Consider the following 25,977-nt stretch of genomic DNA (forward strand, 5'->3'; position numbering starts at 1 on the left):
CAAGGGGATATTATCCAATGACCATTTTCATCATGATCCTGTTGGGATTCATTGTCTTGGGGGTGCTCAACGCGCTCTGGCAGATGCGGACCCATCCAAAGGGTCTCTACATCCTGTTCTTCGCCGAGATGTGGGAGCGTTTTTCCTATTACGGTATGCGGGCTTTGCTCATCTTCTACCTGACCAAGCACTTCTTGTTCACGGATGATCAGGCTTACGGAATCTACGGGGCCTATACGACGTTGGTCTATATCACGCCGGTCATCGGCGGCATGCTCGCCGATCGGTTTCTCGGCCAACGCAAGGCCATTGTGATTGGTGCTGTATTGTTGGTCTTAGGACATGCGGGCATGGCCATTGAAGGCGCTCCGGTCGAAGACCCGACAATGCGCGATGCGACCATTCTAAATGTCTTCTATCTCAGCCTTGCCCTGATCGTTGCGGGCGTTGGCTTCCTGAAAGCCAACATCTCGGCCATCGTCGGCGAGCTTTATAAGAAGACCGATCCCCGCCGGGACAGTGCTTTCACGCTCTTCTATGTCGGGATCAATCTCGGCGCGGCCGGCGGAGCCTTGCTGGCTGGCTGGCTCGGCGAAACCTATGGCTGGTCGTATGGTTTCGGTCTTGCAGGCATTGGTATGCTGGCAGGTCTGGTCGTCTTTGTTTGGGGTAAACCGTTGCTGCAGGGTGCTGGCGAGCCGCCGAATCCCGCATATTTGGCCGAGAAGGTTGGCGGCGTTATTACCCGCGAGTGGTTCATCTATATTCTGTCCTTCTTGGGCGTTGGTGTGCTGTGGTATCTGATCCGGGACGAAGCGACGGTGGGCATTACGCTCGGTTTCGCGATGGTCGCGACCTATGGCTACATCCTTTGGCGATCCGTATCGAAGCTGCAACCGCATGCGCGTAACCGGATTTTTGCGGCGCTGTTCCTGATTACCGTGCAGGTCCTTTTTTGGGCCTTGTTTGAACAGGCTGGATCTTCGCTCAACATCTTTACGGACCGGGCTGTTGACCGGACGATCTTGGGGCAGGAGCAACCAGCCTCGATCTTCCAGTCACTCAATGCGATCTACATTGTGTTCCTTGGACCGCTCTTCGCACTGGGCTGGGCTTGGCTCGCCAAGCGAAAAATGGACCCGTCGACGGGCGCGAAGTTTGGGCTGGGCGTCATCCAGCTGGGTCTCGGTTTCCTCGTGCTGGTCTGGGGTGCGCAGTCGGCTGGTCTTGGCAATCTGACGCCGGTGTTCTTCATCTGCATGGTCTATTTGTTGCACACAACGGGTGAGCTCTGCCTCAGCCCTGTGGGCCTGTCCGCCATGACTCGTCTGTCCACGCCTAACATGGTCGGTCTGATCATGGGCGCGTGGTTCCTCGCCTCTGGCGCGGGTAACTTTGTGGCAGCGCAGATCGCTAAGCTGACATCTTCGGATGCGCTGGCTAGTCTCGATGCCGAAGCGGCGTTGGCGGAAACGCAGAGAGCTGTGATGGAAGTCTACAGTCAAATCGGCTGGATCGCGGTCGGCGTAGGTGTTGCTTTGATTGTGATCAGCCCGATCATCAAACGCATGATGCATCTCGACACGCTCGAAGCAGACATGGAAGGCTATCATGTCAAACATGGTACGTCGGACTTTACTATGGACGGCGAGGCTATGGTTGGTGAACGTGAGAGCCCAACGGGCGACGTGAAAGACTAACAGTCTAATAAGAGCTAAAGAAAAAGCCCGCCAATTGGCGGGCTTTTTTATGCCTTGAAGAGAGTTGGTCAGAAACGCTCTAGCGTTGGTTCATCACCATGCCCAGAATATCGTCCATTGTATTGCCGTCGCCATCCGCGTCGAGCATCCGACCGAGCATGCCCATGCCTTGTTGGTGGGCTTGGCGTTGTTGACGTTGCTGTCTGCCTCCACCTCCGAGTAAGCCGCCCAAAATGCCACCAATCCCTTTGGCTGGTGCGCCTTGCTGGCCCCCGCCCATAAGTTGCTGCATCGCGGCTTGGGCGAGCATGCCCTGAATGCCTTGATTATTGTTCGTCTGTTTGGACAGACCGCCCATCGCCATCATGGCGACCATGGGTAGCATTTTCTTCAATATGTCGCTGCTGATTCCAGTTTGCTCTGAAGCGCGACCCGCAACAGCGCGGCTCACATCTTTGGATCCGAACAGGTGACCGAGAATGGCGTTGCCGTCGGTTTGGGCGTTTTGTGACAGGGTTTGCGGGTTTTCCAGATATTGCTCGTGACCACCATTCTGTAGCGCGCCCAATAATCCGGCTAGGCCTTGAGGTGAGGCCGTGTTGCGCTTCATGGCGGAGCTGATGGCAGGCAGCAGGGCGCCGATGGCTTGCTGGCTCTGCTGAGGGGAGAGGCCAAGCTGATTACCGGCCTGTTGAGCTGTGTCACCGCCAGCGGCTTGCATGATCATGTCCATCATATTCATGGCCATAGGAAATCCTTTTCGAAAGTGTGTCTACGATTGTTTATCTGAATTAATCTACGGAGTCGCGCATTGTTGCGGTATGGCCGCAAGCGCGTTCATCGTGCGTTCACTGACTACGGCATCCGTCAGTGGCTTCTGGATGCTGTCCCGTCGCCGCCATAACAGTTCCCAGCGCGGCGCATTATCGTCTTGCGTGAATTTGTCGGCATATTGAACGGACACGCCGAGGATCATTGTCGGTGTTTCCCAGATGATCCGTAGTTGACGGTTGGCTTCTCCTCCCAAGCTACGATTGGCCGTGAACTCCGCATTGTCAGCTGCGGTCCAAACGGGCACGGGTCCGGCTCCGAAATCCATGACGAACTGACAGACCTTGCTTTGTGATCCGCGAAGATGCGCCAACCGGAAAGTGCGATCTCTTAGGCTAGCGGGCTTCGTTTCGGGTAGGTTGATTAGAATGGTGTGGGCTCGATCCGCCATACGCGAATAGCGGCGGCCCTCACGCACTTTGATATGCCGATGAGTCAAGACGGCTGTGGCTGTTTCCTCAACTTGCTGCGTGATCGTCTGGGTCGTGTTCTGGGCCATGCGAACAGGCGCAGTGACAAAGCGGTAGACCCCAAACAACACCGCCGCAACGATGAGCAATGCAACCACCCAGAGGATAGCTCGGATTGTTTTATGCCGCTCAATGCACGCTTGTTTGTCGAGATCTGTTATCATGATGGCCTGTGACGCGTTCGGTACCATTCCATGGTTTCAGGAATGTCGAATGATAGCGAAATCAGATTAACGATCAAAAGTGCTTTCAAATAGGTCGCATAGGTCGAGGATAAATCCGCATCAGAGACGAAGAGTAAGTAGCCAATGAAAACGACGAGCGGAATCCAGAGAATGACGTGAGGGACGGCCATTTTGTTCGTGAACCTCCGGTCCCCTATCATGATGAAGATATTTGGCACCATGCCGCCAATAGCGAGCAGCGCAATCACTCCGGCTGAAGGTTCACCCAGAAACCGTATACTGGCGGCATTGACCGGGACCAAGATCAGAACCATCCAAATTTGCACCCAAGTCGGCAAACTCCGGAAGCTTTTCCAAAGGTCAGAAACGAGCGTCATTCTGCGTTTCCATAATCATTCGTTCCACCCGCGATCCGTCATTAGATAGGTTGCGAAGCTGGCGAGCCAGTGGCTGCCAGAATAATGTTCATCTGACACGGCCTCGACGCCTGCGTCGCGGTGGACTTCTGCAGCAGCCACAAGCGCAGCACGGCGCGGATCATCATCCGGCAAGGCGCGCGCAATGTTAAACAGGTTCCAGGCGCGGCTACTATTAACCCCGTCCAAGTGGACCAGTTTTCCATCTGAGGCGTCCAGAACGATGGCGGGCGGTAGCCAGTCGGCGCGGCCATCACCGGGAATGCCGGGCAGAAAGCGGCTCAGCCAGTCGGCAAAGTCAGACGGACTGAGTACTCGGCGCATCAGATCCGCTTCCATTAAACAGGGCGACAGGAAGTCTTCGCCTGATGGTTCATAGCCGAGCGGGCAGTTCACATCGTCCAAGTGAAAGTCTCGCGCACGTGCGTCGATCTGGGCGGCGAACTCAGCATCGCCCGCAACGACCGCCCAGTCATGCATCAGGGTGAAAGCGAACGCGCTCTGATTATGAGTGCCAAGCCGGATCGGATAGGCCAGCTTGGGCATCCAGTCTTTTGTCGCGGCGACAATGTCCGCTTCAAGCGGTTCCAAAGCAGCAAGCCACCGTTTCGCATTCGTATCATCCCACTCGCGTAATTCCGCTGTTAGCTGCAACAGCCACGCCCAACCATAGGGGCGTTCCCAAGAGCCGCGTTCCGCCCGTCTGAAATTGGCCAGCTCGCCTGCAATTGTGTCCAGGTTGAGATTGGCGTTTAGCTTAGCGATGGCTTCGGCCTGCGTCTCTGCCTCGAGATCGCCGATCCTGAGCAGCCTGACGAGCAGCCAGTGTCCATGCACGGCGCTGTGCCAATCAAAACAACCATAGAAGGCTGGGAAAAGGTCGCGCGGCCGCCCAATCGCTTCAGCCGTATTGGTCGTGCGTGAAATCTTGTTGGGGAACTCCTGTTGCACACAATCGAGGGCCAGCCGCGAAAAGCGGTCCGCGAGCATCGGGTCGATCTGGGTCGGAAACGCATCAGCACGGACGGGGAGGACGGGCGTCGTCTCTGTAATTTGAACGGGTTCCGTATCGGACGGAAGGGACGTCTCGGTGCAACTGGCTCCAGCAGAGGCAATGAAGGCAAGAAGAAGCAAGGCGGCGTGTTTCATCGCGTGAGTGTCGCAGGCTGCAGAGAAAGGTCAAGCACCTACAAAAAACCCCGGCACAGGGCCGGGGTTCTTAACGGGTTGCGTAAGCGTTGGATCTACTCCGCTGCTTCCACGGTTTCACTATCACCGCTCTTGTCGCGCGCTGGGGCGCGGCGGCGGCGTTTAGGTTTCTCTTCAGGCGCCTCTGTCGCTTCAACTGGAGCCGCATCGGCATCTGTGGTGCGTGGTCGACGGGTTCGCGGTTTCGGCTTTTCGTCCTCATCCGCTTTATCGGTATTTGTCTCTGACGCCGTGTCGGACTGATCCTCAGACTTATTCGGACGCGGGCGACGGTTTTGCTGACGATCATTATTGTCGCCATCGGAATTGTTGCGATTACGATCATTGCGTTGATTACGCTCTGCATCGCGGGCTTCCCGCGCTTCACGTTCGGCTTCGCGCTGGGCTTCCTGCTCATTCATCAGGCGCAAATAATGCTCGGCATGTTGACGCAAGCTTTCGGCCTTGACCCGGTTGCCACTTGTTTTGGCATCGCGGGCAAGCTGTGTGTATTTTTCATAGATGGTCGACGCACTGCCACGCACCTTCACATCCGGTCCATTGGAATCCAAAGACCGGTTGGAGTTGTTGCGACTATTGCCGCTGTTATTGTTGCGATTACGACCGCGTTGACGCTTCATCGGATTATCCTGAACACGCTGGGAAAGAGCAAAGCGGGCGAACCGCAGACGAACTTTCCGGGGGTGGTTTGTTGGATTTCAACGGGGGATCGGGACATGTGTCCCGCAGTATTCCTGCCCAACCAACAGGTTTCGACTACCACTCGGCTAGCGTATGTCAAAGGGGTTTTTCAGCCTTATCCCCGCCCAATCTATCTGTGCCGTCTAAGACCGCCATCCGCAGACGACCCGGTCGTGACCGGCTGGGTCGGCCAAGAGGCGGATGTGTCGATAGTCAGCGCTTTTGAAAAGGGCCTGAACAGCCTCGCCTTGATCAAACCCGATCTCGACGCCGAGCCACCCCCGGGGTCGCAAATATTCGCGCGCGCCCGGTACAATGATCCGGTAGGGGTCGAGCCCATCGCGGCCACCATGTAAGGCGCCGACCGGATCATGCTCTGCAACTTCGCGCTCTAGGGCGGTCATCGCATTGGACGTGATGTAGGGCGGGTTACTTAATATAACGTCGAATGGGTTTGAGGGCAGGGCAGACAACCAATCAGATTGAAGGGTTTCCAATCGATCGCTTACCTTGAGCGCTTCCGCATTCACGCGCGTGGTCCTTAGAGCGTTTGCGTCGCAATCGGTTGCGATCGCCATCGCATCCTCTCGTTCGCAAAGCAGTGAGATGGCGAGCGCACCAGAGCCTGTGCCGAGATCAAGTAAGCGCGGTGTCTTGACGTCGCGGATTACTTCCAGCGCTGCCAGCAACAAAACTTCCGTGTCGCCGCGCGGGGACAAGACATCGTCGATCAAGAAGCGACGGCCATAAAATTCCCGCCAGCCTAAGATGCGATCAACGGGGTCACCAGCCAGTCGCCGCTCTGCGCCGAGTCGTAGCGCGTTCATCTGTTCAGTCTGGACGGGCTCGGCTCCGCCTATGATATAGTCGGTTTGGTTCAGCCCGGTCAGGCCGAGCAAGAGGTCCAGTGCGTCCTCATCGGCAAAAGGGAGGCCCGCCGCCACAAACTGACGAGCGATGACACGTTTGGCCGCGCGGTAATTCAGGCCTGATACTAGGCCTGAATTTGGATTTGGGCGCTGGTCAAAAGGGGCAACCATATCCGCGCATAGGCTGGGGCGCGCCGAATATCCAACTAGGATTGTGCGAGGGCGTCCTGAATTTTGGTGACGATCTCAGCGGTTTCATCTGCCTTGGTCACTTTCGACAGGACGCGTTTGTCATCCACATCGACCAGCAATAGCCAGCCTGTCTTGATCGTGCCGTCGAGTTCCGCACGAACGGCTTCTTCTACGCCTGCCGCTTTGGCTTGTGCGTAGAAATTGTCGGCATTCTTGTCGGTGTAGTCGAGCGTGACGAACTCAACGCCCGGCATTGGACCCATGGCCTGAACCGCTTTGATTTTTGGGTCGAGCACTTTGCAGCTCCCGCACCAGTCAGCATAGACCAGAACTGCTTTGGTCTTTGTTTCCATCGCGACGTCGCTGGTCATGACATCGGTTGAGGCCGTGTCAGTCATAACTGTCGTTTCGACGATCTGCACGGGTTCTGTTGTAGCCGTGGACGTGTCAGCATTGGAACAGGCGGCGAGAAGCGCGGTCGTGGCGGCGAGGATCAAAGTTTTTTGCATTGGAATCTCCATGAGTTGCCACCCCCTTAGAGAGGTGCCTCATCACGCACCTCTCACAGTTGCGCGAGCATCGTCTCTAATGTGGTCCAGAGACGCGAGAGATCGTGTGGGCGCGAGAGCGAATGGTCCCCGCCTTTGACCAGCGTGTAGCCGACCCGTTCGCTGGTGACGGTTTTCACAATCAAACGCGAATAAGCCGGAGGGACGACATCATCATTCGCTCCTTGAAGAATTTCGATTGGGCCATTGAAGTCGATGGGGGCGTCCAAGATCTGCCGTGCGCGGCCATCTTCGATCAGCGCGCGGGAATATGCATAAGGTTCGCCATAATCGGACGGCTCATACACAACACCGTCTTCGATTAGCATGGTGCGCTTGTGGTCGTCCCATCCGGACCAGACCATTTTCTCGGTGAAATCTGGGGCTGGATTGATCAGAACGAGGCCTTTGACGGCGTCGGGTCGATCCAGCGCGGCCAGTAATGATGCCCAGCCACCCATAGACGAACCGATGAGCACAACGCCGTTTTTGCCGAATCGATCGATCATAGCGACGACGTCTGACGCCCAGCGCGAGACTGTGCCGTCGGTGAACTCACCATCACTGATCCCATGGCCGAAATAATCGAACCGTACGAAAGGCCGACCGGCTCGTTCGCATTGCTCATGCAAAAAGACGGCTTTTGTGCCGTCCATGTCGGATTTCAGCCCGCCGCACCAGATCATTGTGGGGCCGCCAATCTCCGGTCGGCCCTCCACATAATGATAAGCGAGTTTTGCGCCCTCATGGTTGATGTGTTGCGCGCCCATGCTACGGCCTCATGTGTGACGAAGCCTAGCTCATACAATGTCTTGCAAGTCTTGCCAGCCTTGGAGGCGGGCGGAGTCGAACGCACGACGGTCGAAGTGTCCGAAGCGCTCATCGCGGATGGGCATGGGGCGTTTGTTGTCAGTGGCGGTGGACGTCTGGTTAATAAGCTGACCAAAGCGGGCGCGACGCATTTTACCGCGAATGTCGGCTCCAAACGTCTGCTTAGCTTGCCGTGGCGAATCGCGGCGTTGCGAAAGTTGATCGTATTGAACAAAATCGATGTGGTTCATGCGCGCTCCCGCGCGCCCGCATGGGCGGCTTGGCGTGCTGCGATGGCGGAAGGCGTGCCTTTCGTGACCACCTATCACGGCATCTATAATGAAGGGTTTTTAGGCAAGCGACGCTATAATTCCATCATGGCGCGCGGTGATCTGGTTATCGCCAATTCGCGCTTCACGGCGGATCATGTGATGGCAACGCACAAGACGCCGGAAGATCGGATCCGCGTGATCCCACGCGGTGTCGACATGGCATTGTTTGATCCTAAGGCAGTTTCACGGGGTCGCGTTGAAGCGGTTTGGAACAAATGGAATGTCAAACCAGATGACCGGGTCATCTTATTGCCGGCTCGGTTGACGCGTTGGAAAGGTCAGACCGTGGCGATTCGGGCCTTGGCTCGCTTGCCGGACGATACAGTGCTGGTGTGCGCAGGAGACCCCCAAGGACGTGATGCCTATGTCGCGGAGTTGAGGGCGCTGGCCAACTCGCTCGGCGTTGCGGAGCGGTTGCGCCTGCCGGGACATGAAATCGACATGCCTGCTGCCTTTATGGCCGCCGACCGAGTGACGACGCCGTCGACGGATCCAGAAGCGTTCGGACGAACGGCCGCTGAAGCGCAGGCGATGGGGCGCTGGGTTGTGGCCTCTAACCATGGCGGTGCGGTCGATGTGGTAGATAATGAAGTGACGGGTCGGCTGGTCGCGCCAGGCGACTCTGACGCCTTGGCCCGGGCTCTTTTAGGGGTTCCGGGGACCTATGATCCGATCGCCGCACGCGAGCGAATTGCGGATCGGTTCTCCAAGCAGGCGCTCCAGAGCGCCACATTGCAGGTTTACCGTGAGGCAATTCAGCAACAATCGCGCTAAAACCGGGCTTTTTAGCGCCCATATCGCTTGAAAAGGGCGGTCCCTGCCGCCATATTCAGGCCTTGGTAGGAACACCTGCCATTTGTGAGATCATTTGATCGCCCCGAGGAGAGTATACCCATCGCTAGACGTCCCCATGCCGCCCAACCGGCCAAAAAGCCCAAAGGACCGCGTACCAATCGCGAAATTACATCTGAGTCCGTGCTTCTGATCACAGAAGACGGCGAAAAACGCGGTGTTGTGCCGCTAGCTGAGGCGCTGGCCGCTGCACAGTCGGCAGGTTTGGACCTCGTCGAAGTGGCTCCGGGTGAGACACCTGTCTGTAAGGTCCTCGATTACGGAAAAATGCGCTTTGAAGCGCAGAAGAAAAAAGCGGCCAACCGTAAGAGTCAGCGCACATCATCTCTGAAAGAGATCAAGATGCGTCCGAACATCGATACGCATGACTATATGGTCAAGACGAAGAAGATGACCGAGTTCTTTGAACGCGGTGATAAAGTCAAAGTGACGGTCCGTTTCCGCGGTCGTGAAATGGCACATATGGACCGGGGCACAAGCTTGCTTGGCCGTGTGCGTGATGACTTTGATGAAATCGCTAAAGTCGAATTCGCGCCAAAGACCGAAGGTCGGTTGATGGTTATGGTGATGGCGCCGAGATAGCGTCCGGCTCGTCGGATATTTCTTTGTTAGAAGCGCCCTTTTGGGGCGCTTTTTTTGCTCTGTGAAGGTGATTGTTGTTCGAGTGCGCAATTCTGGTCTGCGCCTATTTCCCGCCGCACGGGTATCCAATCCCGAAATACGCCAAACACCGATTCTCTGTGAAGGCCGTGACCGTGCTGCGTTGGCGTGTCAGTCGACATTCCGCAGATGTGGGGCACCTTCATCGGAATTTGGGCTGGGGCCGATTGTTTCGATCAGGCGGTCGGGCTTTGACGAGTTCGCCGCCTACCGTTCCTATTAATCCTCTCGATTTAGCGGTCCTTTACGTCTCTGACTTAGGTCGAGCTCTGAAGCCCATTATCGGGTTTAATCGAGACTGAAACGATCTTATGCGACGTTCGCCTTTTCTTATGGTTGCTTGTGCCGCGCTATGCGGCCTTTCCGCTTGCGAAAAAGTTAGCGTGGAGGGCGGCGTGTCCGCCGCAGGTTTAGCCCAATCTGAAAGTCTGGTTTCCACTGCAAAACCCGAATTGAGTCCGGTCGCTGAACCATCTTCCACCCCGCATTTTTCTGAACCCGCAACGGCGGGATCGGTTCTTTTGAATCAACATGGGTTTTCATCCAAATCACGTCTGCGCGCTGTCTTGGTTGATGCGTCCAATACGCCAAAGACTTTCGAGCTTCTGAATGATCGCGATCAGGTCATATTGAGTGGGCAGACCGTTCCGTTCGGAGTTGACGCGGCATCGGCTCTGAGTGTGCATCAAATCGATGCGCCGCTGACCGGTGATGTCGGTGACGGATTCACTGTGCGGGTCGGGGCCATCAAAAGCGATCCATTTGATATTGGCGGGCGACCCTATGGGTCCCTGTCTCGCGACAGCCTGTCCTACTTTTATCAGTCCAGAGTCGGCGCTCCCGTTGAAGCGAGCTATGTCCCGTCGACGACCCCGCCGCTGACGCGGCCTGCGGGTCACGTTGATCGGACTCTGACTTGTTTTTCCGGCCCGGATGATCGTGGCACCGATTGGCCAGGATGTGACTATAGCCTGTCAGTCCAGGGCGGCTGGTATGATGCGGGCGACTATGGGCAATATGCCGTCAATACGGGCTTCACGACGTGGATGCTGCTCAACATGGCAGAGCGACGTAAGTCGGGCTCTGTTCGCCAATGCGCGCCTGAACTTGGGGATATGTCACTGCTCATGCCCGAAGCTGGGAATGGGATCAGCGATATTCTCGACGAAGCGCGGCACGGGGTCGATTATTTGTTGTCGACGCAGACAAGCTCGACTGTCCCACAAGCTTTGGCGCGAGGGGATCAAGCGGCAACGGGCCCGCTGTCTCTGACACTAACCTCCCCGGCTGGAATGGTGCACCATAAATCGCATGGTGTGACATGGCCCGGCGATAATGTGTTGCCGCATACAGACGGGATTACGCGTCGTCTCTATCCGCCAACAACATCGGCGACCTTGCATCTGGCCGCCGTCGGCGCGCAATGTGCGCGTCTTTTTGCGTCTGTTGATAAAGCCTTTTCCCAACAATGTTTGAGCGCGGCACGAACCGCTTATGCGGCGGCGAGCCGTGTTCCTGATGCCTATGCGTGGGGCGAATTTGATGGCGGCGGTCCGTATGATGATCAATCCCTTACGGACGAGTTCGGCTGGGCCGCGACGGAGCTCTGGCTGACGACGCGAGAGGCCATGTTTGCGGCTGAGATGGACCGGTACGTTCCGACCTATAATCCATTTGGATCGTTTGATTGGGCCTCCATGGAAGGACCAGGCATGCTCAGCCTGATGGCGTCCGAGCGGTCGCTCGCAGGGCAGGCACGCCTAAACGCTGCGCGCACAGCCCTTCTCACTTGGGCGGATCGGTATGAGGGGCAGACAAGCGAAGCTGGATTTATGGTGCCGAAATCTGAGCTCGATTATTATTGGGGTTCCAATGGCGACTTTATGAACCGCGCCATCATCATGGGGACGGCGCATACCAGCACGGGCGACGAAAAATATCGGCGCGGCGTGATCGATGCCATGGACTATCTACTCGGTCGTAATCCTTTAGGTCGATCTTACGTTACGGGCTACGGTGAAAGACCGGCTCGAAACCCGCACCACCGCTTCTGGCGGGGGGGATCAGACGCCACTCTACCCTTTCCGCCGCCGGGTGCACTGTCGGGCGGGCCAAACAATATCAATTTCATTGACCCGGTCGGATCAACCTTACGCGGGCAATGCACGTCGATGACTTGCTGGGCCGACGACTATGCGGCCTATTCATTGAATGAAGTCGCGATCAACTGGAATGCCGGCCTCGCATGGACGGCGCATTGGCTCGATCGTCAGGACGCAAGCTGCGCCGCACTGCCGCGTCCGAGCAACGGCGTCGAATAGGACAGAGTCCAAATTGGGCAGGGGCACGTCGCAACAGTTGATCGGATCTGCTTAGACTGACAAGACGGGTGACATGGACCTGTCGTCCCTATCGGCTTATATCTTCACCTGCTTGGTCATTGAACTTACGCCTGGGCCCAATATGGGTTTTCTGGCGCTTGTCGCGGCCACACGGGGGCGTCGGCTCGGCTTCTCAACGGTAGCCGGGATTGCCTTGGGTCTTCTGGTCGTGGGCGTGCTGGCTGCCGCAGGCGTGGCGACCTTCGTCGACCGGTCTGAGTTCTTTTATCAGACACTTCGTTTCGGCGGGGGAGCCTATCTGTTGTGGTTGGCGCTGCAGCAATGGCGTGAAGCGGATAAACCTGTCCTAGATGCGCAACATATGTCTCCGATGGTTCGGCGTTATTTCCGCTACGGTCTGACCGTAAATCTTCTCAATCCCAAAGCAGCGTTGTTTTATATCGCCATCCTGCCAACCTATCTTCATTCTAATGCGTCGACAGAGAGTTCAACCATTGCGGAGGCAGTTTGGCTGACCCTCATTTATGTCAGCATCGCTACGACCATTCATATATTGATCGTTCTATTTTCCAGCACTCTGCAGCCCGTGTTTCAAAAAGAAGGGCTTCGCAGAAATACGGCAAGAGGCTTCGCGCTGCTTCTAGCTGCGATCGCTGTGTGGATGGTTTGGCAGTCCGCCCGGCCATAATTGGCGTTTGTCATGACTCAGCGATACGGACGAACGGGTGTTGCGCCATGTGTCCCCGAATACTTGAAACCACGGAGCGCTCGTGTATAGGGCGCGCCTGCCTTTAACGAGGTAGCCGACGCACCCGGGCCAAAGTGGCATTTGCCCGGCCGTCGAAATCTCAACTGAACGGAGAAAACAATGCCCAAGATGAAGACGAAGTCTGGAGCGAAAAAACGCTTCAAGATTACGAAGTCCGGAAAGGTCCTCGCGGGCCAAGCCGGTAAGCGCCACGGTATGATCAAGCGCTCAAACGACCAGATCCGCCGTCTGCGCGGAACTGTGGTTGTCGCGGACGCTGACGCCAAGGTCATCAAGAAGAAATTCATGCCTTACGGCAAGAAAAAGAAATAGGAGCGAGCACATGTCACGAGTCAAACGCGGCGTAACGAAGCACGCCCGCCACAAAAAAATTCTTGAGCAGGCGAAAGGTTTTCGCGGTCGCCGCAAGAACACATTCCGCATTGCTAACCAGGCTGTCGAAAAAGCCGGTCAGTACGCCTATATCGGTCGTAAGCTGAAGAAGCGTCAGTTCCGGGCTCTCTGGATCCAACGCATCAACGCGGCTGCCCGCGAACATGGTCTGACTTATGGTCGTTTCATGGAAGGCTTGAAAAACGCTGGTATCGACTTGGATCGTAAAGTCCTCGCTGATATGGCCGGGAATGAGCCGGAAGCGTTCAAAGCGCTCGTTGAAACAGCCAAGAAGAACCACACTCAGCCGCACACTGTTTCCGCATAAAGCAACGGTTTTATCGATTTCGAAAAGCTCCCTCCGGGGAGCTTTTTTTATGACCTCTCAATGCCCGCTCGCGCTGTTCATTCACCGACAGCTATGTTCATTGACAGAAAAATTGGTGGGTTACTTTCAATTTGGCCTAATTTCATCCAACCATATTCGGAGTGTTTTGTGACCAGATCTGTTTCAACCCTGACGTTGGCCTTTCTTCTTTCGGCCTGTCAGTCTGTGCCGGGCCTAACGGATGCCGAAGCCCAGCAGGTCACAGCCTATACAGGCGCGAAGATATTCGACGGAGAAGAGTTTCAGGCAAAAACACTCTGTGTTCTTGGCCAAGTGATCGTGCGTTGCCCCGTCAATCCGGGCCAATCCGTTGACCTATCTGGGCAGTTTCTCACCCCGCCCTTTGGCGATGCACACACACATCATTTTGACGGTCGATATACGCTTGATTGGCATCGCTCTATGGGCCTCAAGTCGGGCGCCTTCTACGCAATGACTATGACGGCTCCCACACAGGGCGTGATCGAAATTCGGGACCGCTTATCCGGTCCAGGAAATATTGATGTAGCGACATCGCTCGGCGGGATCACGGGTCCCGAAAGTCATCCGGCAGAGATTTACGAAGCACTGGCCCTAAACATCCGTTCCTACGAAGATCAGGTGGCCCGCTCTGATGAAATTCATGCCGGAAGTCGAGCGGCAGATAATGCTTACTATGTTGTAGAGACTGAGGCGGATGTCCGCGCGAAAATGGATTTGCTGTTGGGAGACCGCCCGGATCATATCAAAGTCTTTCTACGCAAAAGTAACCGTTATGCGGAAGGGTTTGGAAAATGGGGGCCAGGCGGCGGGATTGATCCGACATTACTGCCTTTAATTGCTGAACTGACTGACCAGGCCGGGGTTCGACTGGCTGTGGCGAACAGTAACATTCATGACTTTCGGGCAAGCCTTAACGTCGGGGCTGATATCATTACGCATCTCCCCTGCTATCAGGATTCCGAGGCTGATCCGGACAGTATTTATTATGACGTCGATGTGGTGGATGACTGCCTGATTTCAGACACGGAGGCTTTAGCTGCGGCAGAGCTTGGCATGGTGAGCACCCTGATTGTGACCGAATGGGTCAAAGACCGCCCGGCTGATCTCGTGGCTTGGGAGCAGCAGAATATAGCCGCGTTGAAAGCGGCTGGCGCACCATTGGTAGTCGCAACCAATGCCTATGGATCAACATTGACACCGGGGTTGATTGCGGGGGTTGATAAAGGATTCGTCACGCCTGCCGAAATGCTGCGTATGGCAACGATGACGACACCGAAAACTATCTTCCCGGATAGGAATATTGGATGTTTAGACGTTGGCTGCGAGGCGAGCTTTATCAGCTTTCCAGTAAACCCGATCGAAGACGCCGCTATTATCGGCGAAATTTCCTACCGGGTGAAAGACGGGCAATTTGTCGATGTCGCGGCTGAAGGTGATGAAGGCTAGGGCGCGACTGCGCGTTCCGCCGCGACATTGCCGCGCAGCCGTTCGATCACAAATTTATCGGATGAGTTTTCTGTCCATCGCGCCGCACTGTCGAGGACAGCATCGGCATGGTCGAAGCGGTTTTCATAGATCAGTGCCGGGATCATCATCATCGCGGTGTGCGGCAATTTCAAATGAGTGCCATGATCGGCCAACCAATTGAGCGAACGTCGCGCGCCGGGTGAGAGCCGATCCGTATCGGGCCGGCTAACGGCGACCCGGAACAGATGAAGTTCCGCATCATCAGGGCTGACGGCTAGGGCACTGATCACCACACTTTCGGCCTCAGTCCATAAGGCATCATCCATCTGCCGTTCAGACACGCGGCCATAGGCGGTCTTGGCGCGCAGTTTGAGGGCGGCAGGATGGTTGGGTTGGCGGGCTAGAATACGCTCAGCCGCCGCGTCAGACGCGTCCCAATCTTTAAGCCGCCAAGACCGTAAGGCCTCAGCCAGATCGAGCGCGTCGGAGTCTGCTGGGTCCATGATCAGCTCACGGACCGCATCGATCCGGTCATAGGTCGAGTCCCCAAGGTGGCCATGCGTGAGCAGCAGGCGCAGCCGGTTCTCGTCAATCTCAATTTGTGTGGGCGTCGAAACGGTAATCGGTTGGAGCTCGCGCTGGGTGAGGTCGTTGAGCCGAAGATTGCCGCCGTCCTGAATAATGTCTTCTCGAACGCGCGCCTCTAAGGGTTCATAACGCAGACCAAAGGCGCGCTCGAAACTATCTTCGCTATCTTGCAGTGGGCTCCAATCATCGACAAAATTATGGATTTTGGCGAGCCCATCGGGTTGATCCATGACGAAGTGCGCCAAGGCCCAGCTCTGCCCGTAATAGAGACGCTGAGCCCGAAACAGAGACCCGGTCGAGGCCGCCCGGAAATCAGGGTATTTCACCATGCTTTCAATCACGGTCCGCATCGGCAGCCAATTGCTCGCCTCTGACAGCGGGTCTTGTTCCGGTAAAGCGCGTCCAAATAGGGCCCGACCATCCGGCGAGGGTTCGAAGGTCGAATAATATTCTGCTAGACCTTCGCCGAGCCAAACCGGAAGTTTGCGCGCATAATGCGTTTCTAAAATATGATGCACGACTTCGTGGCGCAGAACGAGACGGAGCCAGCCTGGTTCTAGCGCTTGAGATAGAAAGTGACCGGGCTGCGAACTATAACCAACCACAATGTCGTGCCCGGCTGCGCTTTGCAGATAGATCGCCGCCGTGATCCCACCGGGCGTAATCAGCTGGAACGTCTCAGGGTCATTGATGATGTTCAAATGCAACGGTGTTGGGTTGGCGCCCGGTTCTAGGTCCATATCTGTCATGACAGCCGTCCGGAAACGCTCTAGATCGGACAGAAGAGCAGAGGCATCGACCTCAGCTTCAGATAGCAGAATGAAATGCTGAGACTCCGCACGCACGCCTTGCGCAAGAACCGACGGGGCATAGCCTAACCAGACGACAGCTAAGATGAAGAAGAGACGCTGCATGAAGTGATAGTGTAACGCGCTTCTGCGTCGGCGACAAATGACGGATATGTCAGCCTAGTCGACACAATAGGTAAAGGGACTGTCGGATTGACAGGCGCGCGTCGGGCGGCTAGGTGCGCCGCACTTCCGCGCAGACCTATAGTTTGCGCTCCGAGCTGTGCACGATGCAGACGGGGTCCCGTAGCCGACGAGTTTTCGTTCGCTGCGGCTCTTTGCGTTGTGCTTTTGATTGAGGTGAGCTTTGTTTGAAGCTTTAGGCGATAGACTTACCGGCGTCTTTGATACGCTGACAGGCCGCGGTGCGCTGAGCGATCGTGACGTCGATGCCGCCATGCGTGAAATCCGCAAGGCGCTGCTTGAAGCTGATGTCGCCCTGCCGGTGGTCAAACAGTTTGTCGCTAAGGTCCGTGAAGAAGCGGTCGGCGAAAAAGTCATCCGTGCCGTCAAGCCGGGCCAGCAAGTCGTTAAGATCGTCAATGATGCGCTGATCCAGACGTTGGGCGGAACATTATCTGATGATGATGCCGATATGGGTGAGGTTCGCCGCGCTTCAGAATTGAACCTTAATGCTAAGCCGCCCGTCGTTATCTTGATGGCGGGTCTGCAGGGCTCTGGTAAAACGACGACAACCGGTAAGCTCGCCAAATTCCTCAAAGACAAAGCTAAGAAGAAGGTCATGCTGGCCTCGCTAGACACCAACCGTCCAGCCGCGATGGAACAACTCGGCATGTTGGCGGAACAGTCCGGTGCTGGATTTTTACCCATCATGTCTGGCCAGTCTGCAGTGCAGATCACGTCTCGCGCCCTAAAAGAAGCCGCCAAGGGCGGTTATGATGTGCTGTTCCTCGACACGGCAGGCCGGACCACGATCAACGAAGAATTGATGGCAGACGTCATCGAAATCGCGCGGATTGCGCAACCGACTGAAACTCTATTGGTGGCCGATGCGCTGACCGGCCAGGATGCCGTTGAAACGGCGCGACGCTTTAATGACGCTCTGCCCCTGACAGGTCTTGTCCTGACTCGCATCGATGGCGATGGCCGCGGCGGTGCAGCCCTGTCCATGAAAGCGGTCACGGGCCTGCCGATCAAATTCCTTGGCACGGGTGAAAAACTCGACGGGCTAGAAGCGTTCGATGCCGAACGCCTAGCGGGCCGCATTTTGGGACAGGGCGATGTGGTCGCACTGGTCGAAAAAGCGTCAGCCCTTATCGACGAAAAAGACGCTGCGCTCGCCGCTGACCGCCTTGCTAAAGGTCAGTTCGATCTTGACGATCTTGCTAATCAGCTCGGACAAATGTCCAAGCTCGGTGGCATGGGCGGGATCATGAAAATGCTGCCCGGCATGGGCAAAATGAAAAAGCAAATGGATGCCATGGGCGGCGTTGATGACAAGCTGCTGGCCCGGCAACGCGGCATCATCCTATCCATGACCCCGTGGGAACGTAAGAACCCGAAATTGATCAAAGCGTCGCGTAAAAAACGCATCGCGGCGGGCTCCGGCATGGATGTGTCTGAGGTCAATAAGCTCCTCAAAATGCACCGTCAGATGTCGGACATGATGAAGAAGATGGGCAAGGGCGGCATGGCCGGAATGGCGGCTCAGATGGCGGGAATGCCCGGTATGCCCAAAGGCGCTATGAAGGGCCTTGGCGGTGGCAAAAATGGTATGCCGGACCTCGCCGGAATGGACCCGGCCGAGCTTGAAGCGCTCAAGAAACAAATGGGGTCCGGTCTTCCGGGCCTCGGCAAAATACCCGGCCTCGGAGGCGCTAAGCTTCCGGGTCTCGGCGGTGGACTCCCCGGTCTAGGCGGCGGTCCGAAATTCAAGAAATAGAAACTCAGAACTTACCTAAAGGAAAAACCAATGGCACTGAAACTCCGCCTCGCGCGTCACGGCGCAAAAAAGCGTCCCTATTATCGTATCGTCGCTGCTGACTCGCGCTCTCCGCGCGATGGCCGCTTCATCGAAATCGTCGGTCGCTACAACCCAATGCTGCCAAAGGACGACGAAAATCGCGTCCAGCTCGAAGTTGATAAAATTAAAGAGTGGCTCGGCAAGGGCGCACGCCCAACTGAGCGCGTTGCACGTTTCCTGAGCGCGGCTGGCCTCTGGGAATGGTCGCATGGCAATAACCCACAAAAGGGTAAGCCGGGCGAGAAAGCGCTAGAGCGCATCGAAGAGAAAAAAGAGAAAGCGGAAGCCCGCAAGGCGGCTGAAGCAGAAGCGAAAGAAGCGGCTGCTGAAGCTGCTAAAGCTGCAGACGAAGCGGCCAAAGCCGCTGCTGCGGAAGAAGCCGCTAAGCCAGCTGAAGAGGCGCCTGCCGAAGACGCTCCTGCAGCAGAGGCCGCAGCAGAAGAGACGAAATCAGAAGAATAGGCGCTTAGCGCCATCTGAAACGCGAAAGGCCAGCCCTCTGATGATCAGGGGGCTGGCCTTTTTGTTTGAGCCATAGCCTGTGTTTAGCTGAAGAACTGCACGGCCTCGCTCAGCTCAACCCGATCTGTACGGCATTTATTGGCGGGGTGATCGTCAGCATAGCCAAAGCTCATCCCAAATAGGATGCCACGGCTATCGGGAATGTTTAGCAGCTTTTTAACGGGCCCTGGAAACTGTCCCAGCGCGCCCTGCATACAGGACTGAATACCGTTCTCTTCCAGCAGTAGAGAGAGCGTCTGTGCGTAGATGCCAACGTCGACCGCGCCCATAATGCCAAGATATTTTTCCATGGTGAAGAATGCGCCGTGCGGGGCACCGAAGAACTGCCAGTTCCGACCCATCGCCTGCATCCGGGCGGGCTTGTCCTCGCGCGCGATGTCCATCGCGCCATAAAGCGCCATGGCCGAACCCCATTGGCGGTCCTTATGCTCGTCCTGGTATTTGACGTTCCATTCAAACTCAGGTGACGGGCCTTTGCCGCTCATCACTTCGGCCAGCATCGCGTTGGAGACTGTGTCGCGCATGTCGCCGCTCACCACCATGACGTGCCAAGGCTGAGTATTGCAGTTGGAAGCGGCCTTAAGGCTCTGCGCAAAAATCTTGTCGAGCAAATCCTGTGGCACCGGATCGGGTCTGAAACCCCGGGCGGAGTAGCGATTATTAAGAAGGTCGGCCGTGTGTGTTGTCATGACGGGGCCATAGCGTGACTACACTTGGGCTGCAAAGGACACCTTCCTAGAAGCGATACCTATCGACCATGTGTTAGATTTTTAGTCTTTGAGCAGTTTGGTTGGAATTGTCGCACCCTCGACTTCTATCTTTATAATAGATTAAAATGTATTATAAGAGTAAGTAACTAAAGATTGTATTGGGAGGGTTTCATGATCAAGTTTGTCCGTTGGGTTCTGGCCATAATGCTGGGTGTCTTAGGGTTGCTGCTTCACTCGGGTGGTTCGGCGTTTGCGTCTGAGCCAACCTTACCCCTTAATTTGAATCAGATATGTAAAGCCAATCAGGGTGCCGACGCCCATGCTGTTCTACTCATTAGACAAGATGCCTATTCATGGCGCTGCATCGACGGAAGTGGGCAACAGCATAGTTTTGATCTTAACCGGGATTGTCAGACAGTTTACGGAAACACCTCGACCGCATCACTTGGAAACCGACAGGATGCCTACACATGGAGCTGCTCAGTTCCTGTTCTCTCGGCGCAGGGGGCATTCCAATACACGACGTTTAATGGGAAGGCCGTAACGCTGACGCCTTGGGAGGGTAAGAATGTCGCGGTTTTAGTATCCCCATCCCGTGAAGCTGATCCTATCGTAATGTCCGCCATCGTCGCAGTTCTCGACCAAGCCTATGAATTCTACCAGCAGACTACGGGGCGGTCTCCAACGCATCGCAAAGTCTATAATGGTCATCTGTCTATCGCTGAAGTTGGCGATGGAGAGACGTGCGGTGCAGGGTGTGGATATCTCGGCAGTACAGGCATTGAGCTGACCGAAACGACATTCGACGCGCTTTATAATGAGGTGGCGGCAAACAACCGGTACAGCCAAGCAGTTTTTTACGAACTAGGCCGGAACTTCTGGTTCTATAATGATCAGTTGAACGCAATCCCTCATGCTTTTGCGACTGGGTTTGCGATCCTGAACCGTTTCCAATCCATGGATTATGTTAACGTCGATGGCGCGGATTTCCGCAATATGAGCTATGACGAGTTCCGGAGCTCAATTCTTTATGACCTTTATGATCGCTATCGAAATGACCGCAGCCTGAATTGGCAAAATACATTAGGGGCTCAGAAAGCCCCTGATAACCCCAATGATTGGGGCGTCACCGATTTTGGTGCGGCTCTCATGTTCCAAGTCTATAAGGATTCCGGATATAGTTACGATGCCTATACGGCTTTCTGGGCCGCCATTGCGAAGCAGCCGACCGCAACAACGCAACAAGAGGTCATTGACAATTTTGTTGCAGCAGCCCTGTCAGCGACGGGGAAAGACTATAGCTATATGTTCAGTAACACAGACTGATCTAGCTCAGTCTCGTATGATCCAGCGTTGCTGTGCCTCTACCAAGCCGTGATAGTTCGGTTGGTCGATCAATAGGCGTTCCATGACGGAGAGGCGCAGATGGTCGAACAGGGCGGGTTCGTGCCAATCAAGACTGCCATCCGTGAGGCCATGACTCAGGGCGTCTGGCATCAAACGTAACGTTTTGAGCCGGTCGCGCCGGGCAAAGGCGAAGTCCCGGCCCATTCGCGCTTCTCGTGAGAGCTGCGCCAGCAAGTTGGCGGCAATGCGCGACTGGAAACGGTCGCGGCCTTTGGCATTGGGCGTGACCTCCGTGTCGTTCCATTCGGCGACGGCCGTGATCATTTCTGCGAGACTAGTCTGCCCTGACGGCTCATCGCGTGACGGGATCGTGATCGGGGGAAGGGGCTTCGCCTCAATGTCTTCGATGTCGGACAGGAGTAGCAATAGATCGATCTCGACCTCGCTAATGCGACGCCCAATGGCCGCGCGCTCAATCGTGCGTTCCGTACCGTCACGCCAATCGCCAAGCATGGTCATACAGGCTGAGCCCCAGAACAGGGTCGTCAGAACACGCCAGAAGCGGAAGCGGTCTGGGTCAATTTTATGTCCGGACGCGGCTTCATAAGCGCCTAGAAAGGGCTCAATGTCGCCAATCCCGCCGACAATTTTATCGCGCCGCCCGAAGCGCCAGCTTGGCGCACAGATGTAAGCGAGATCCTGATGCGGATCGCCCAGATGCGCGATTTCCCAGTCCAGCACGGCCGTGAGTCCGGTCTCATCAATCAATAAATTCCCCATGCGAAAGTCGCCATGAACAAGACAGTTTGACGCAAAGGGTTCGGGGCAATTTTGACGGAGCCAGTGAAACGCTAGATCATAGACAGGACGGCGCTCGCCGATGGTCGCGTAGGCGGCATGATAACTCTCGATCAGCTCGGCTGCGCCAGCCGTTGGAACATTGTCTGGTAATGCCGCCAGTGGGATCGCATGGATCGCCGCCAGTTCTCGGGCCAGTCGATTGGGGAGTTGATCCAGTATAGCGGCGAGGCTTGGCTGCTTGAACAGGCGTTGCGGTAACGCGTCACCCGGTAAGCGGGTCATGACATAGGCAGCACCGATCGGGCTGTTGGTCGCGAAGACATGCCGGACTTGGGGGGCTGTTACGCCATTGGCTCGCGCGGCTTCGATAAGGGTGGCCTCAGTCTCCAGTGGGATGCCGCTAATGCCTGTATTGGTCTGCGCACCGCCAGGGGCGCGGCGCAAGATCAGAGGGTCTTCACCCGCCTCAAACGCCCAGCTTTCCATCGATGCACCTGCGGTGAGGCGGTGCAGATTAGTGATCGGCGCGCTGAGGGCGGAAGACAGGGCTTGGGTCAGATCGATTATGGTTTCGCCCTCTATAAAGATGATGGAGCTCGCTCTCTGAATTTGGCGCCAGCTCGTTTATCTGCCCTTAAATTCCGGTTTTCGCTTTTGAACAAATGCCATGATTCCTTCTTGGCTATCTTCGCTATTGGCCATCATCATCTGATGTTCAGACTCCACACGAGCCGTCTGCTCTTGGCTGGACGTCGCCGCGTCACGCATGATTATCTTGAGGGATTGCAGAGCGAGCGGGGCTTTTTCGGCCAGCGATTGTGCCCATGCCACGGCTTCGTCGCGCAAATCCGCCGCCGGGACGACTTTATTGACCATGCCCATATCGAGGCAGGTCTGTGCGTCCAGCCGTGTACCTTCAGCCATCGCGGCGAAGGCCCGTTTATATCCGAGATGACGGAGGTAAAACCAACTCGCCCCGCCATCTGGGACGAGGCCGATGCCAATGAAAGGCGAAAAAATAGTTGCATCATCCGCCATGACGGCGAGGTCCGAGCCAAGCGCGAGCCCGAGCGCTACGCCGCCCGCAAACCCATTGATCGCAGCGATGTAAATCTTCTTTGATTTGGCCACGCCGTCGACCAGCGGTTTGTAATCCCGGATCGAATTGTCGAATTTGCCATGATCAGACTGCCCGCCGATAAATTCTTTGAGGTCCGTGCCAGACGAAAAGGCGCGGCCCGATCCGGTTAGCACCACGACGCGAATATTATCGTCATGTTCCGCCTTCGCCTGCGCGTCACCGAGCGCGTCCCGAACCGCCTTATTCATAGCGTTCATCGCCTCTGGGCGGTTCAGCGTGATGATGGCGACATGATCATCCGTTTCATAAGCGACAAGGTCAGGTTTCGTATCGGGCATGATCTACTCCACAAGGATTTTGGACTGGATAAGTTCAGCGATTTTGGCTGCGTCATAACCGAGCAGAGCGGTAATCGCGTCGCGCCCGCTATTGATTTGCGGCAGCACTGGATCTGCGAATTCAAAATCGCCCCCAAACACAGGGGCCGGGCGCGGATGGATATAGGGTCCGTGTTTTGTGAGCCCGCCGCGCGCGCGATTTTGCGGGTGATCCGCCGCTTCAACATAGTCGAGCACCGGGGAGGTGCAGGCTTCTGTTCCGTCAAAAATCGCGGCCCATGCATCGCGTGTCTTAGTTTTGAAAACCGCTTCTAGCTTTGTGTGCTGTGCGGCATGTTCGCGCTTATCCATTTGGCCACCAAATGTGTCGGGATCTATCTCCATCAGGTTCAGAAATTCGGCGAAGAATTTTGGTTCGATACAGCCGACAGCCATGAACTTAGCGTCAGACGTTTCGTAACAACGGTAAAACGGCATGCCGCCGTCCAGCAGATTGGCTTCACGGTTCGGTGTCCATTGACCGAGCCCGGCGAGGCTGTGGAACATGCTCATCATGCTATTCACCCCGTCAATCATAGCGGCGTCAACGACCTCGCCTTTGCCGGTGCGTTCGGCCTGTAGCAAAGCGGCGAGCATCCCGGTGACGAGGAACATCGTCCCGCCGCCATAATCGCCGATCAGGTTAAGTGGAGGTGTGGGCGGTTCGCCCTTTTTACCCATCGCGGCGAGTGCGCCTGTGATTGAGATATAATTGAGGTCATGCCCGGCTGTTTTCGCCCATGGTCCGGTCTGGCCCCAACCCGTCATCCGACCATAGACCAGCTTCGGATTGACGGCATGACAGTCCTCTGGGCCGATGCCGAGCCGCTCGACCACCCCGGGTCTTAAACCTTCGATCAGCGCATCGGATTCTGCGACCAGATCCAGCAGAACTTTTGCCCCATCGGGCTGGCGCAAATCAATCGTGATCGAGCTTTTGCCACGGTCATGAACCGTCGGGACAGCAAAGCCCGGACGGTTCACCAGTACCACATCCGCGCCCATGTCAGCGAGCAACATCCCCGCATAGGGTCCGGGTCCAATCCCAGCGAGTTCGATGATGCGGTAGCCTGATAGGGGTTTGCTCATAGAGACGCTCATGCGCAAATGGGGCGGAGGCGGCAAGACGTGGCGGTAGGATTATCGGTTGTGTGATGCATCTGGCGTTTTTGGTGGAAGGGCCATAGACACAACTCCCATGACGAAGATGGATATAAGCGCGCAGGCGCGAGCATGAGTATCGCGACGCGTAAGGCGCAGGCGCGGGAGCGGGCCAAGGCCATTCGAGCGAAACTGTCAGCCAATCCGAATGACTTCATCCGCAACTGGCCGGGGATGGAACCATCCGCCGTCATTGCTGGGTACTGGCCGATCCAGAATGAAGTCGATGTGCGTCCTCTGTTGAAGCGCTTGTCCCAAACCCATCCCATTGTTCTACCTGTGACACCGCGTGACCGGCTTCGCCTCAGCTTTCGTCGCTGGACACCAGAGTGTGAGATGGAGCGCGGTCCGTTTGGGACCCGTCATCCGGTCGGTGCGCCCAGTGACGGGTCGGGTCCGTTGCTTCCGGACGTCGTGCTGGTGCCACTGCTGGCCTTTACGCGTGACGGAGACCGGCTTGGGTATGGCGGCGGTTATTACGATGCCACGCTGGCGGCCCTCAAGGTGGAACAGCCCAGCCTGCGCTCCGTCGGGATCGCCTATGCGGGTCAGATGGTCAAACTCTTGCCCAAGGAGAAGACGGATATTCCGCTAGATTACATCCTGACCGAGAACGGGCTGATTACGACCCACCTATGATTTTTGGCCATCTCTGATCGATTTGAGCGCGTCATTCAGCCCCATTTTGGCCGACCCAGGCTTGAGCGGTTTCTGTTGGCTTTCATGCGGCGCCCAGCCTGTCATCCAGACAATCTCCCAGCTTACAGCCATGGGTTCGCCCTTCGCTGGTCTGAGAGCCGTTTCAATATCACCGCGTAAGCGGGGAGAGATGCGCTTGTCGCGATCCGTGAGCGCATTGGTCAGGCCCAGATCACGTAAGTCTCCGGCCAGTGTCTCGATCTTTCGGTAATGGACGGTGAAGCGATCTGAATCGGTGACGGGGATAGCAAGGCCCGCATGACCCAGCAGCTGCGCAGCGGCGCGCACTTCAATCATCGGATGAATGCGCGGGGTCGGCGCGCCGCGCGCTTCGGTATCAATGGCATAAAGGGCGTGGCGCAACTCGGCCAAGCTCGTCCCGCCGATCAGGCAGGCTAAAAACAGGCCATCCGGCACCAACATGGCGCGCGCTGCCTGCATCCAACCGCCAACCGTGTTGAGCGACTGGATGTGCAGCAGGCTAATGACAAGGTCATAATCTTTGCCGCCTGGAGCTTCGAGGTGATCAAACGTCTCGAATTGCTTCGCCGCAGGCAGATAGGCTGTGATCTGTTCGCGCCAATCAAATGGCCCGATCAGGCACGCGCGGGTGAAGGTGCGGTTTACGTCCTGCACACGGTCAGACAGGTCGTCGATCACGCGGTCCAGAAGAAAGGGTGTTACCTTAGCTTGTCGTCTGCGCGCGCGCGCGACCCGCAATGATTGCGTGGTTTCGTCAAACAGAGTGACGGGCGGGCCTTTATCTTGCGAACCGGACATAGGC

The 25,977-nt window shown here is 56.3% G+C and carries 26 protein-coding genes; 12 read left to right on the plus strand and 14 right to left on the minus strand.

What is annotated here, in order from left to right:
* Positions 1 to 32 precede the first annotated feature (32 nt).
* Entirely contained in the window at positions 33 to 1,700 is a 1,668-nt protein-coding gene (locus QQL54_RS00650; protein WP_348520686.1) for a peptide MFS transporter, read from the plus strand.
* Between the two features lie 79 nt (positions 1,701 to 1,779).
* On the opposite strand, the gene QQL54_RS00655 is transcribed toward QQL54_RS00650, so the two are convergent.
* The 8 genes from QQL54_RS00655 to QQL54_RS00690 form a co-directional block, all read right to left on the minus strand.
* On the minus strand, positions 1,780 to 2,448 hold the full coding sequence (locus QQL54_RS00655; protein WP_284386574.1) for a DUF937 domain-containing protein: 669 nt from the start codon (positions 2,446 to 2,448) through the stop codon (positions 1,780 to 1,782).
* 48 nt (positions 2,449 to 2,496) lie between these two features.
* Positions 2,497 to 3,165, minus strand: coding sequence for a hypothetical protein (locus tag QQL54_RS00660; protein ID WP_284386576.1), 669 nt, complete (start codon positions 3,163 to 3,165; stop codon positions 2,497 to 2,499).
* Positions 3,162 to 3,563 (minus strand): hypothetical protein, encoded by a 402-nt coding sequence (locus tag QQL54_RS00665; protein WP_284386578.1) that lies wholly within the window; start codon positions 3,561 to 3,563, stop codon positions 3,162 to 3,164. The genes QQL54_RS00660 and QQL54_RS00665 overlap by 4 nt, the downstream gene beginning before the upstream one ends.
* Before the next feature lie 15 nt (positions 3,564 to 3,578).
* Positions 3,579 to 4,751, minus strand: a complete 1,173-nt coding sequence (locus tag QQL54_RS00670) for a DUF2891 domain-containing protein (protein ID WP_284386580.1) — start codon at positions 4,749 to 4,751, stop codon at positions 3,579 to 3,581.
* Positions 4,752 to 4,846: 95 nt separating this feature from the next.
* Positions 4,847 to 5,431: a DUF4167 domain-containing protein gene (locus QQL54_RS00675; protein ID WP_284386582.1), complete on the minus strand. Its 585-nt coding sequence runs from the start codon at positions 5,429 to 5,431 to the stop codon at positions 4,847 to 4,849.
* A 204-nt stretch (positions 5,432 to 5,635) separates the two neighbouring features.
* A complete protein-coding gene (prmC, locus tag QQL54_RS00680) occupies positions 5,636 to 6,532 on the minus strand; it encodes a peptide chain release factor N(5)-glutamine methyltransferase (protein ID WP_284386585.1) in 897 nt (298 codons plus the stop codon).
* A gap of 35 nt (positions 6,533 to 6,567) precedes the next feature.
* On the minus strand, positions 6,568 to 7,062 hold the full coding sequence (locus tag QQL54_RS00685) for a TlpA family protein disulfide reductase (RefSeq protein ID WP_284386587.1): 495 nt from the start codon (positions 7,060 to 7,062) through the stop codon (positions 6,568 to 6,570).
* Between the two features lie 53 nt (positions 7,063 to 7,115).
* Positions 7,116 to 7,871 (minus strand): alpha/beta hydrolase, encoded by a 756-nt coding sequence (locus tag QQL54_RS00690; protein WP_284386588.1) that lies wholly within the window; start codon positions 7,869 to 7,871, stop codon positions 7,116 to 7,118.
* Positions 7,872 to 7,886: 15 nt separating this feature from the next.
* Between QQL54_RS00690 and QQL54_RS00695 the strand changes: the two genes are divergently transcribed.
* The 7 genes from QQL54_RS00695 to QQL54_RS00725 all read left to right on the plus strand — a co-directional run bounded on the left by QQL54_RS00695 (position 7,887) and on the right by QQL54_RS00725 (position 15,054).
* Complete coding sequence (locus tag QQL54_RS00695; RefSeq protein ID WP_284386589.1) at positions 7,887 to 9,017, plus strand: glycosyltransferase family 4 protein; 1,131 nt, start codon at positions 7,887 to 7,889, stop codon at positions 9,015 to 9,017.
* A gap of 120 nt (positions 9,018 to 9,137) precedes the next feature.
* Positions 9,138 to 9,677 carry a translation initiation factor IF-3 gene (gene infC, locus QQL54_RS00700; protein WP_348520687.1) on the plus strand — a complete coding sequence of 180 codons (540 nt, stop codon included), beginning with the start codon at positions 9,138 to 9,140 and terminating at the stop codon, positions 9,675 to 9,677.
* Positions 9,678 to 10,066: 389 nt separating this feature from the next.
* The gene (locus QQL54_RS00705) at positions 10,067 to 12,076 is read left to right on the plus strand and encodes a glycoside hydrolase family 9 protein (protein WP_284386591.1); all 2,010 of its coding nucleotides are present in this window, start codon (positions 10,067 to 10,069) and stop codon (positions 12,074 to 12,076) included.
* Between the two features lie 73 nt (positions 12,077 to 12,149).
* Positions 12,150 to 12,785, plus strand: coding sequence for a LysE family translocator (locus tag QQL54_RS00710; protein ID WP_284386592.1), 636 nt, complete (start codon positions 12,150 to 12,152; stop codon positions 12,783 to 12,785).
* A gap of 180 nt (positions 12,786 to 12,965) precedes the next feature.
* Positions 12,966 to 13,178 (plus strand): 50S ribosomal protein L35, encoded by a 213-nt coding sequence (gene rpmI / locus QQL54_RS00715; protein WP_284386593.1) that lies wholly within the window; start codon positions 12,966 to 12,968, stop codon positions 13,176 to 13,178.
* 10 nt (positions 13,179 to 13,188) lie between these two features.
* Positions 13,189 to 13,566, plus strand: a complete 378-nt coding sequence (rplT, locus tag QQL54_RS00720) for a 50S ribosomal protein L20 (protein WP_284386594.1) — start codon at positions 13,189 to 13,191, stop codon at positions 13,564 to 13,566.
* A gap of 168 nt (positions 13,567 to 13,734) precedes the next feature.
* Positions 13,735 to 15,054, plus strand: coding sequence for an amidohydrolase family protein (locus QQL54_RS00725; RefSeq protein WP_284386595.1), 1,320 nt, complete (start codon positions 13,735 to 13,737; stop codon positions 15,052 to 15,054).
* Here the strand turns inward: QQL54_RS00725 and QQL54_RS00730 are convergent.
* Positions 15,051 to 16,577: a hypothetical protein gene (locus tag QQL54_RS00730; protein ID WP_284386596.1), complete on the minus strand. Its 1,527-nt coding sequence runs from the start codon at positions 16,575 to 16,577 to the stop codon at positions 15,051 to 15,053. The genes QQL54_RS00725 and QQL54_RS00730 overlap by 4 nt on opposite strands.
* Positions 16,578 to 16,818: 241 nt before the next feature.
* Here QQL54_RS00730 and ffh point away from each other — a divergent pair, with 241 nt between their 5' ends.
* On the plus strand, positions 16,819 to 18,414 hold the full coding sequence (gene ffh / locus QQL54_RS00735; protein ID WP_284386597.1) for a signal recognition particle protein: 1,596 nt from the start codon (positions 16,819 to 16,821) through the stop codon (positions 18,412 to 18,414).
* 30 nt (positions 18,415 to 18,444) lie between these two features.
* Entirely contained in the window at positions 18,445 to 18,957 is a 513-nt protein-coding gene (gene rpsP / locus QQL54_RS00740) for a 30S ribosomal protein S16 (RefSeq protein ID WP_284386598.1), read from the plus strand.
* 83 nt (positions 18,958 to 19,040) lie between these two features.
* On the opposite strand, the gene QQL54_RS00745 is transcribed toward rpsP, so the two are convergent.
* On the minus strand, positions 19,041 to 19,706 hold the full coding sequence (locus QQL54_RS00745) for a nitroreductase (protein ID WP_284386599.1): 666 nt from the start codon (positions 19,704 to 19,706) through the stop codon (positions 19,041 to 19,043).
* Between the two features lie 192 nt (positions 19,707 to 19,898).
* Here QQL54_RS00745 and QQL54_RS00750 point away from each other — a divergent pair, with 192 nt between their 5' ends.
* Positions 19,899 to 21,053 (plus strand): hypothetical protein, encoded by a 1,155-nt coding sequence (locus tag QQL54_RS00750; RefSeq protein ID WP_284386600.1) that lies wholly within the window; start codon positions 19,899 to 19,901, stop codon positions 21,051 to 21,053.
* Positions 21,054 to 21,059: 6 nt separating this feature from the next.
* Here the strand turns inward: QQL54_RS00750 and QQL54_RS00755 are convergent, their stop codons facing one another.
* The 3 genes from QQL54_RS00755 to QQL54_RS00765 are packed head-to-tail and all read right to left on the minus strand — an operon-like array spanning position 21,060 to position 24,422.
* The gene (locus tag QQL54_RS00755; RefSeq protein WP_348520688.1) at positions 21,060 to 22,484 is read right to left on the minus strand and encodes a phosphotransferase family protein; all 1,425 of its coding nucleotides are present in this window, start codon (positions 22,482 to 22,484) and stop codon (positions 21,060 to 21,062) included.
* 15 nt (positions 22,485 to 22,499) lie between these two features.
* Positions 22,500 to 23,294 carry an enoyl-CoA hydratase/isomerase family protein gene (locus tag QQL54_RS00760; protein WP_284386601.1) on the minus strand — a complete coding sequence of 265 codons (795 nt, stop codon included), beginning with the start codon at positions 23,292 to 23,294 and terminating at the stop codon, positions 22,500 to 22,502.
* 3 nt (positions 23,295 to 23,297) lie between these two features.
* Entirely contained in the window at positions 23,298 to 24,422 is a 1,125-nt protein-coding gene (locus QQL54_RS00765) for a CaiB/BaiF CoA transferase family protein (RefSeq protein WP_284386602.1), read from the minus strand.
* Positions 24,423 to 24,566: 144 nt separating this feature from the next.
* Here QQL54_RS00765 and QQL54_RS00770 point away from each other — a divergent pair, with 144 nt between their 5' ends.
* Positions 24,567 to 25,133 (plus strand): 5-formyltetrahydrofolate cyclo-ligase, encoded by a 567-nt coding sequence (locus QQL54_RS00770; RefSeq protein ID WP_284386603.1) that lies wholly within the window; start codon positions 24,567 to 24,569, stop codon positions 25,131 to 25,133.
* On the opposite strand, the gene QQL54_RS00775 is transcribed toward QQL54_RS00770, so the two are convergent.
* A complete protein-coding gene (locus tag QQL54_RS00775) occupies positions 25,128 to 25,973 on the minus strand; it encodes a hypothetical protein (protein ID WP_284386604.1) in 846 nt (281 codons plus the stop codon). The genes QQL54_RS00770 and QQL54_RS00775 overlap by 6 nt on opposite strands.
* Positions 25,974 to 25,977: the final 4 nt, after the last annotated feature.

Source organism: Algimonas ampicilliniresistens, assembly GCF_030159955.1.
Taxonomy (GTDB): Bacteria; Pseudomonadota; Alphaproteobacteria; order Caulobacterales; family Maricaulaceae; genus Litorimonas; species Litorimonas ampicilliniresistens.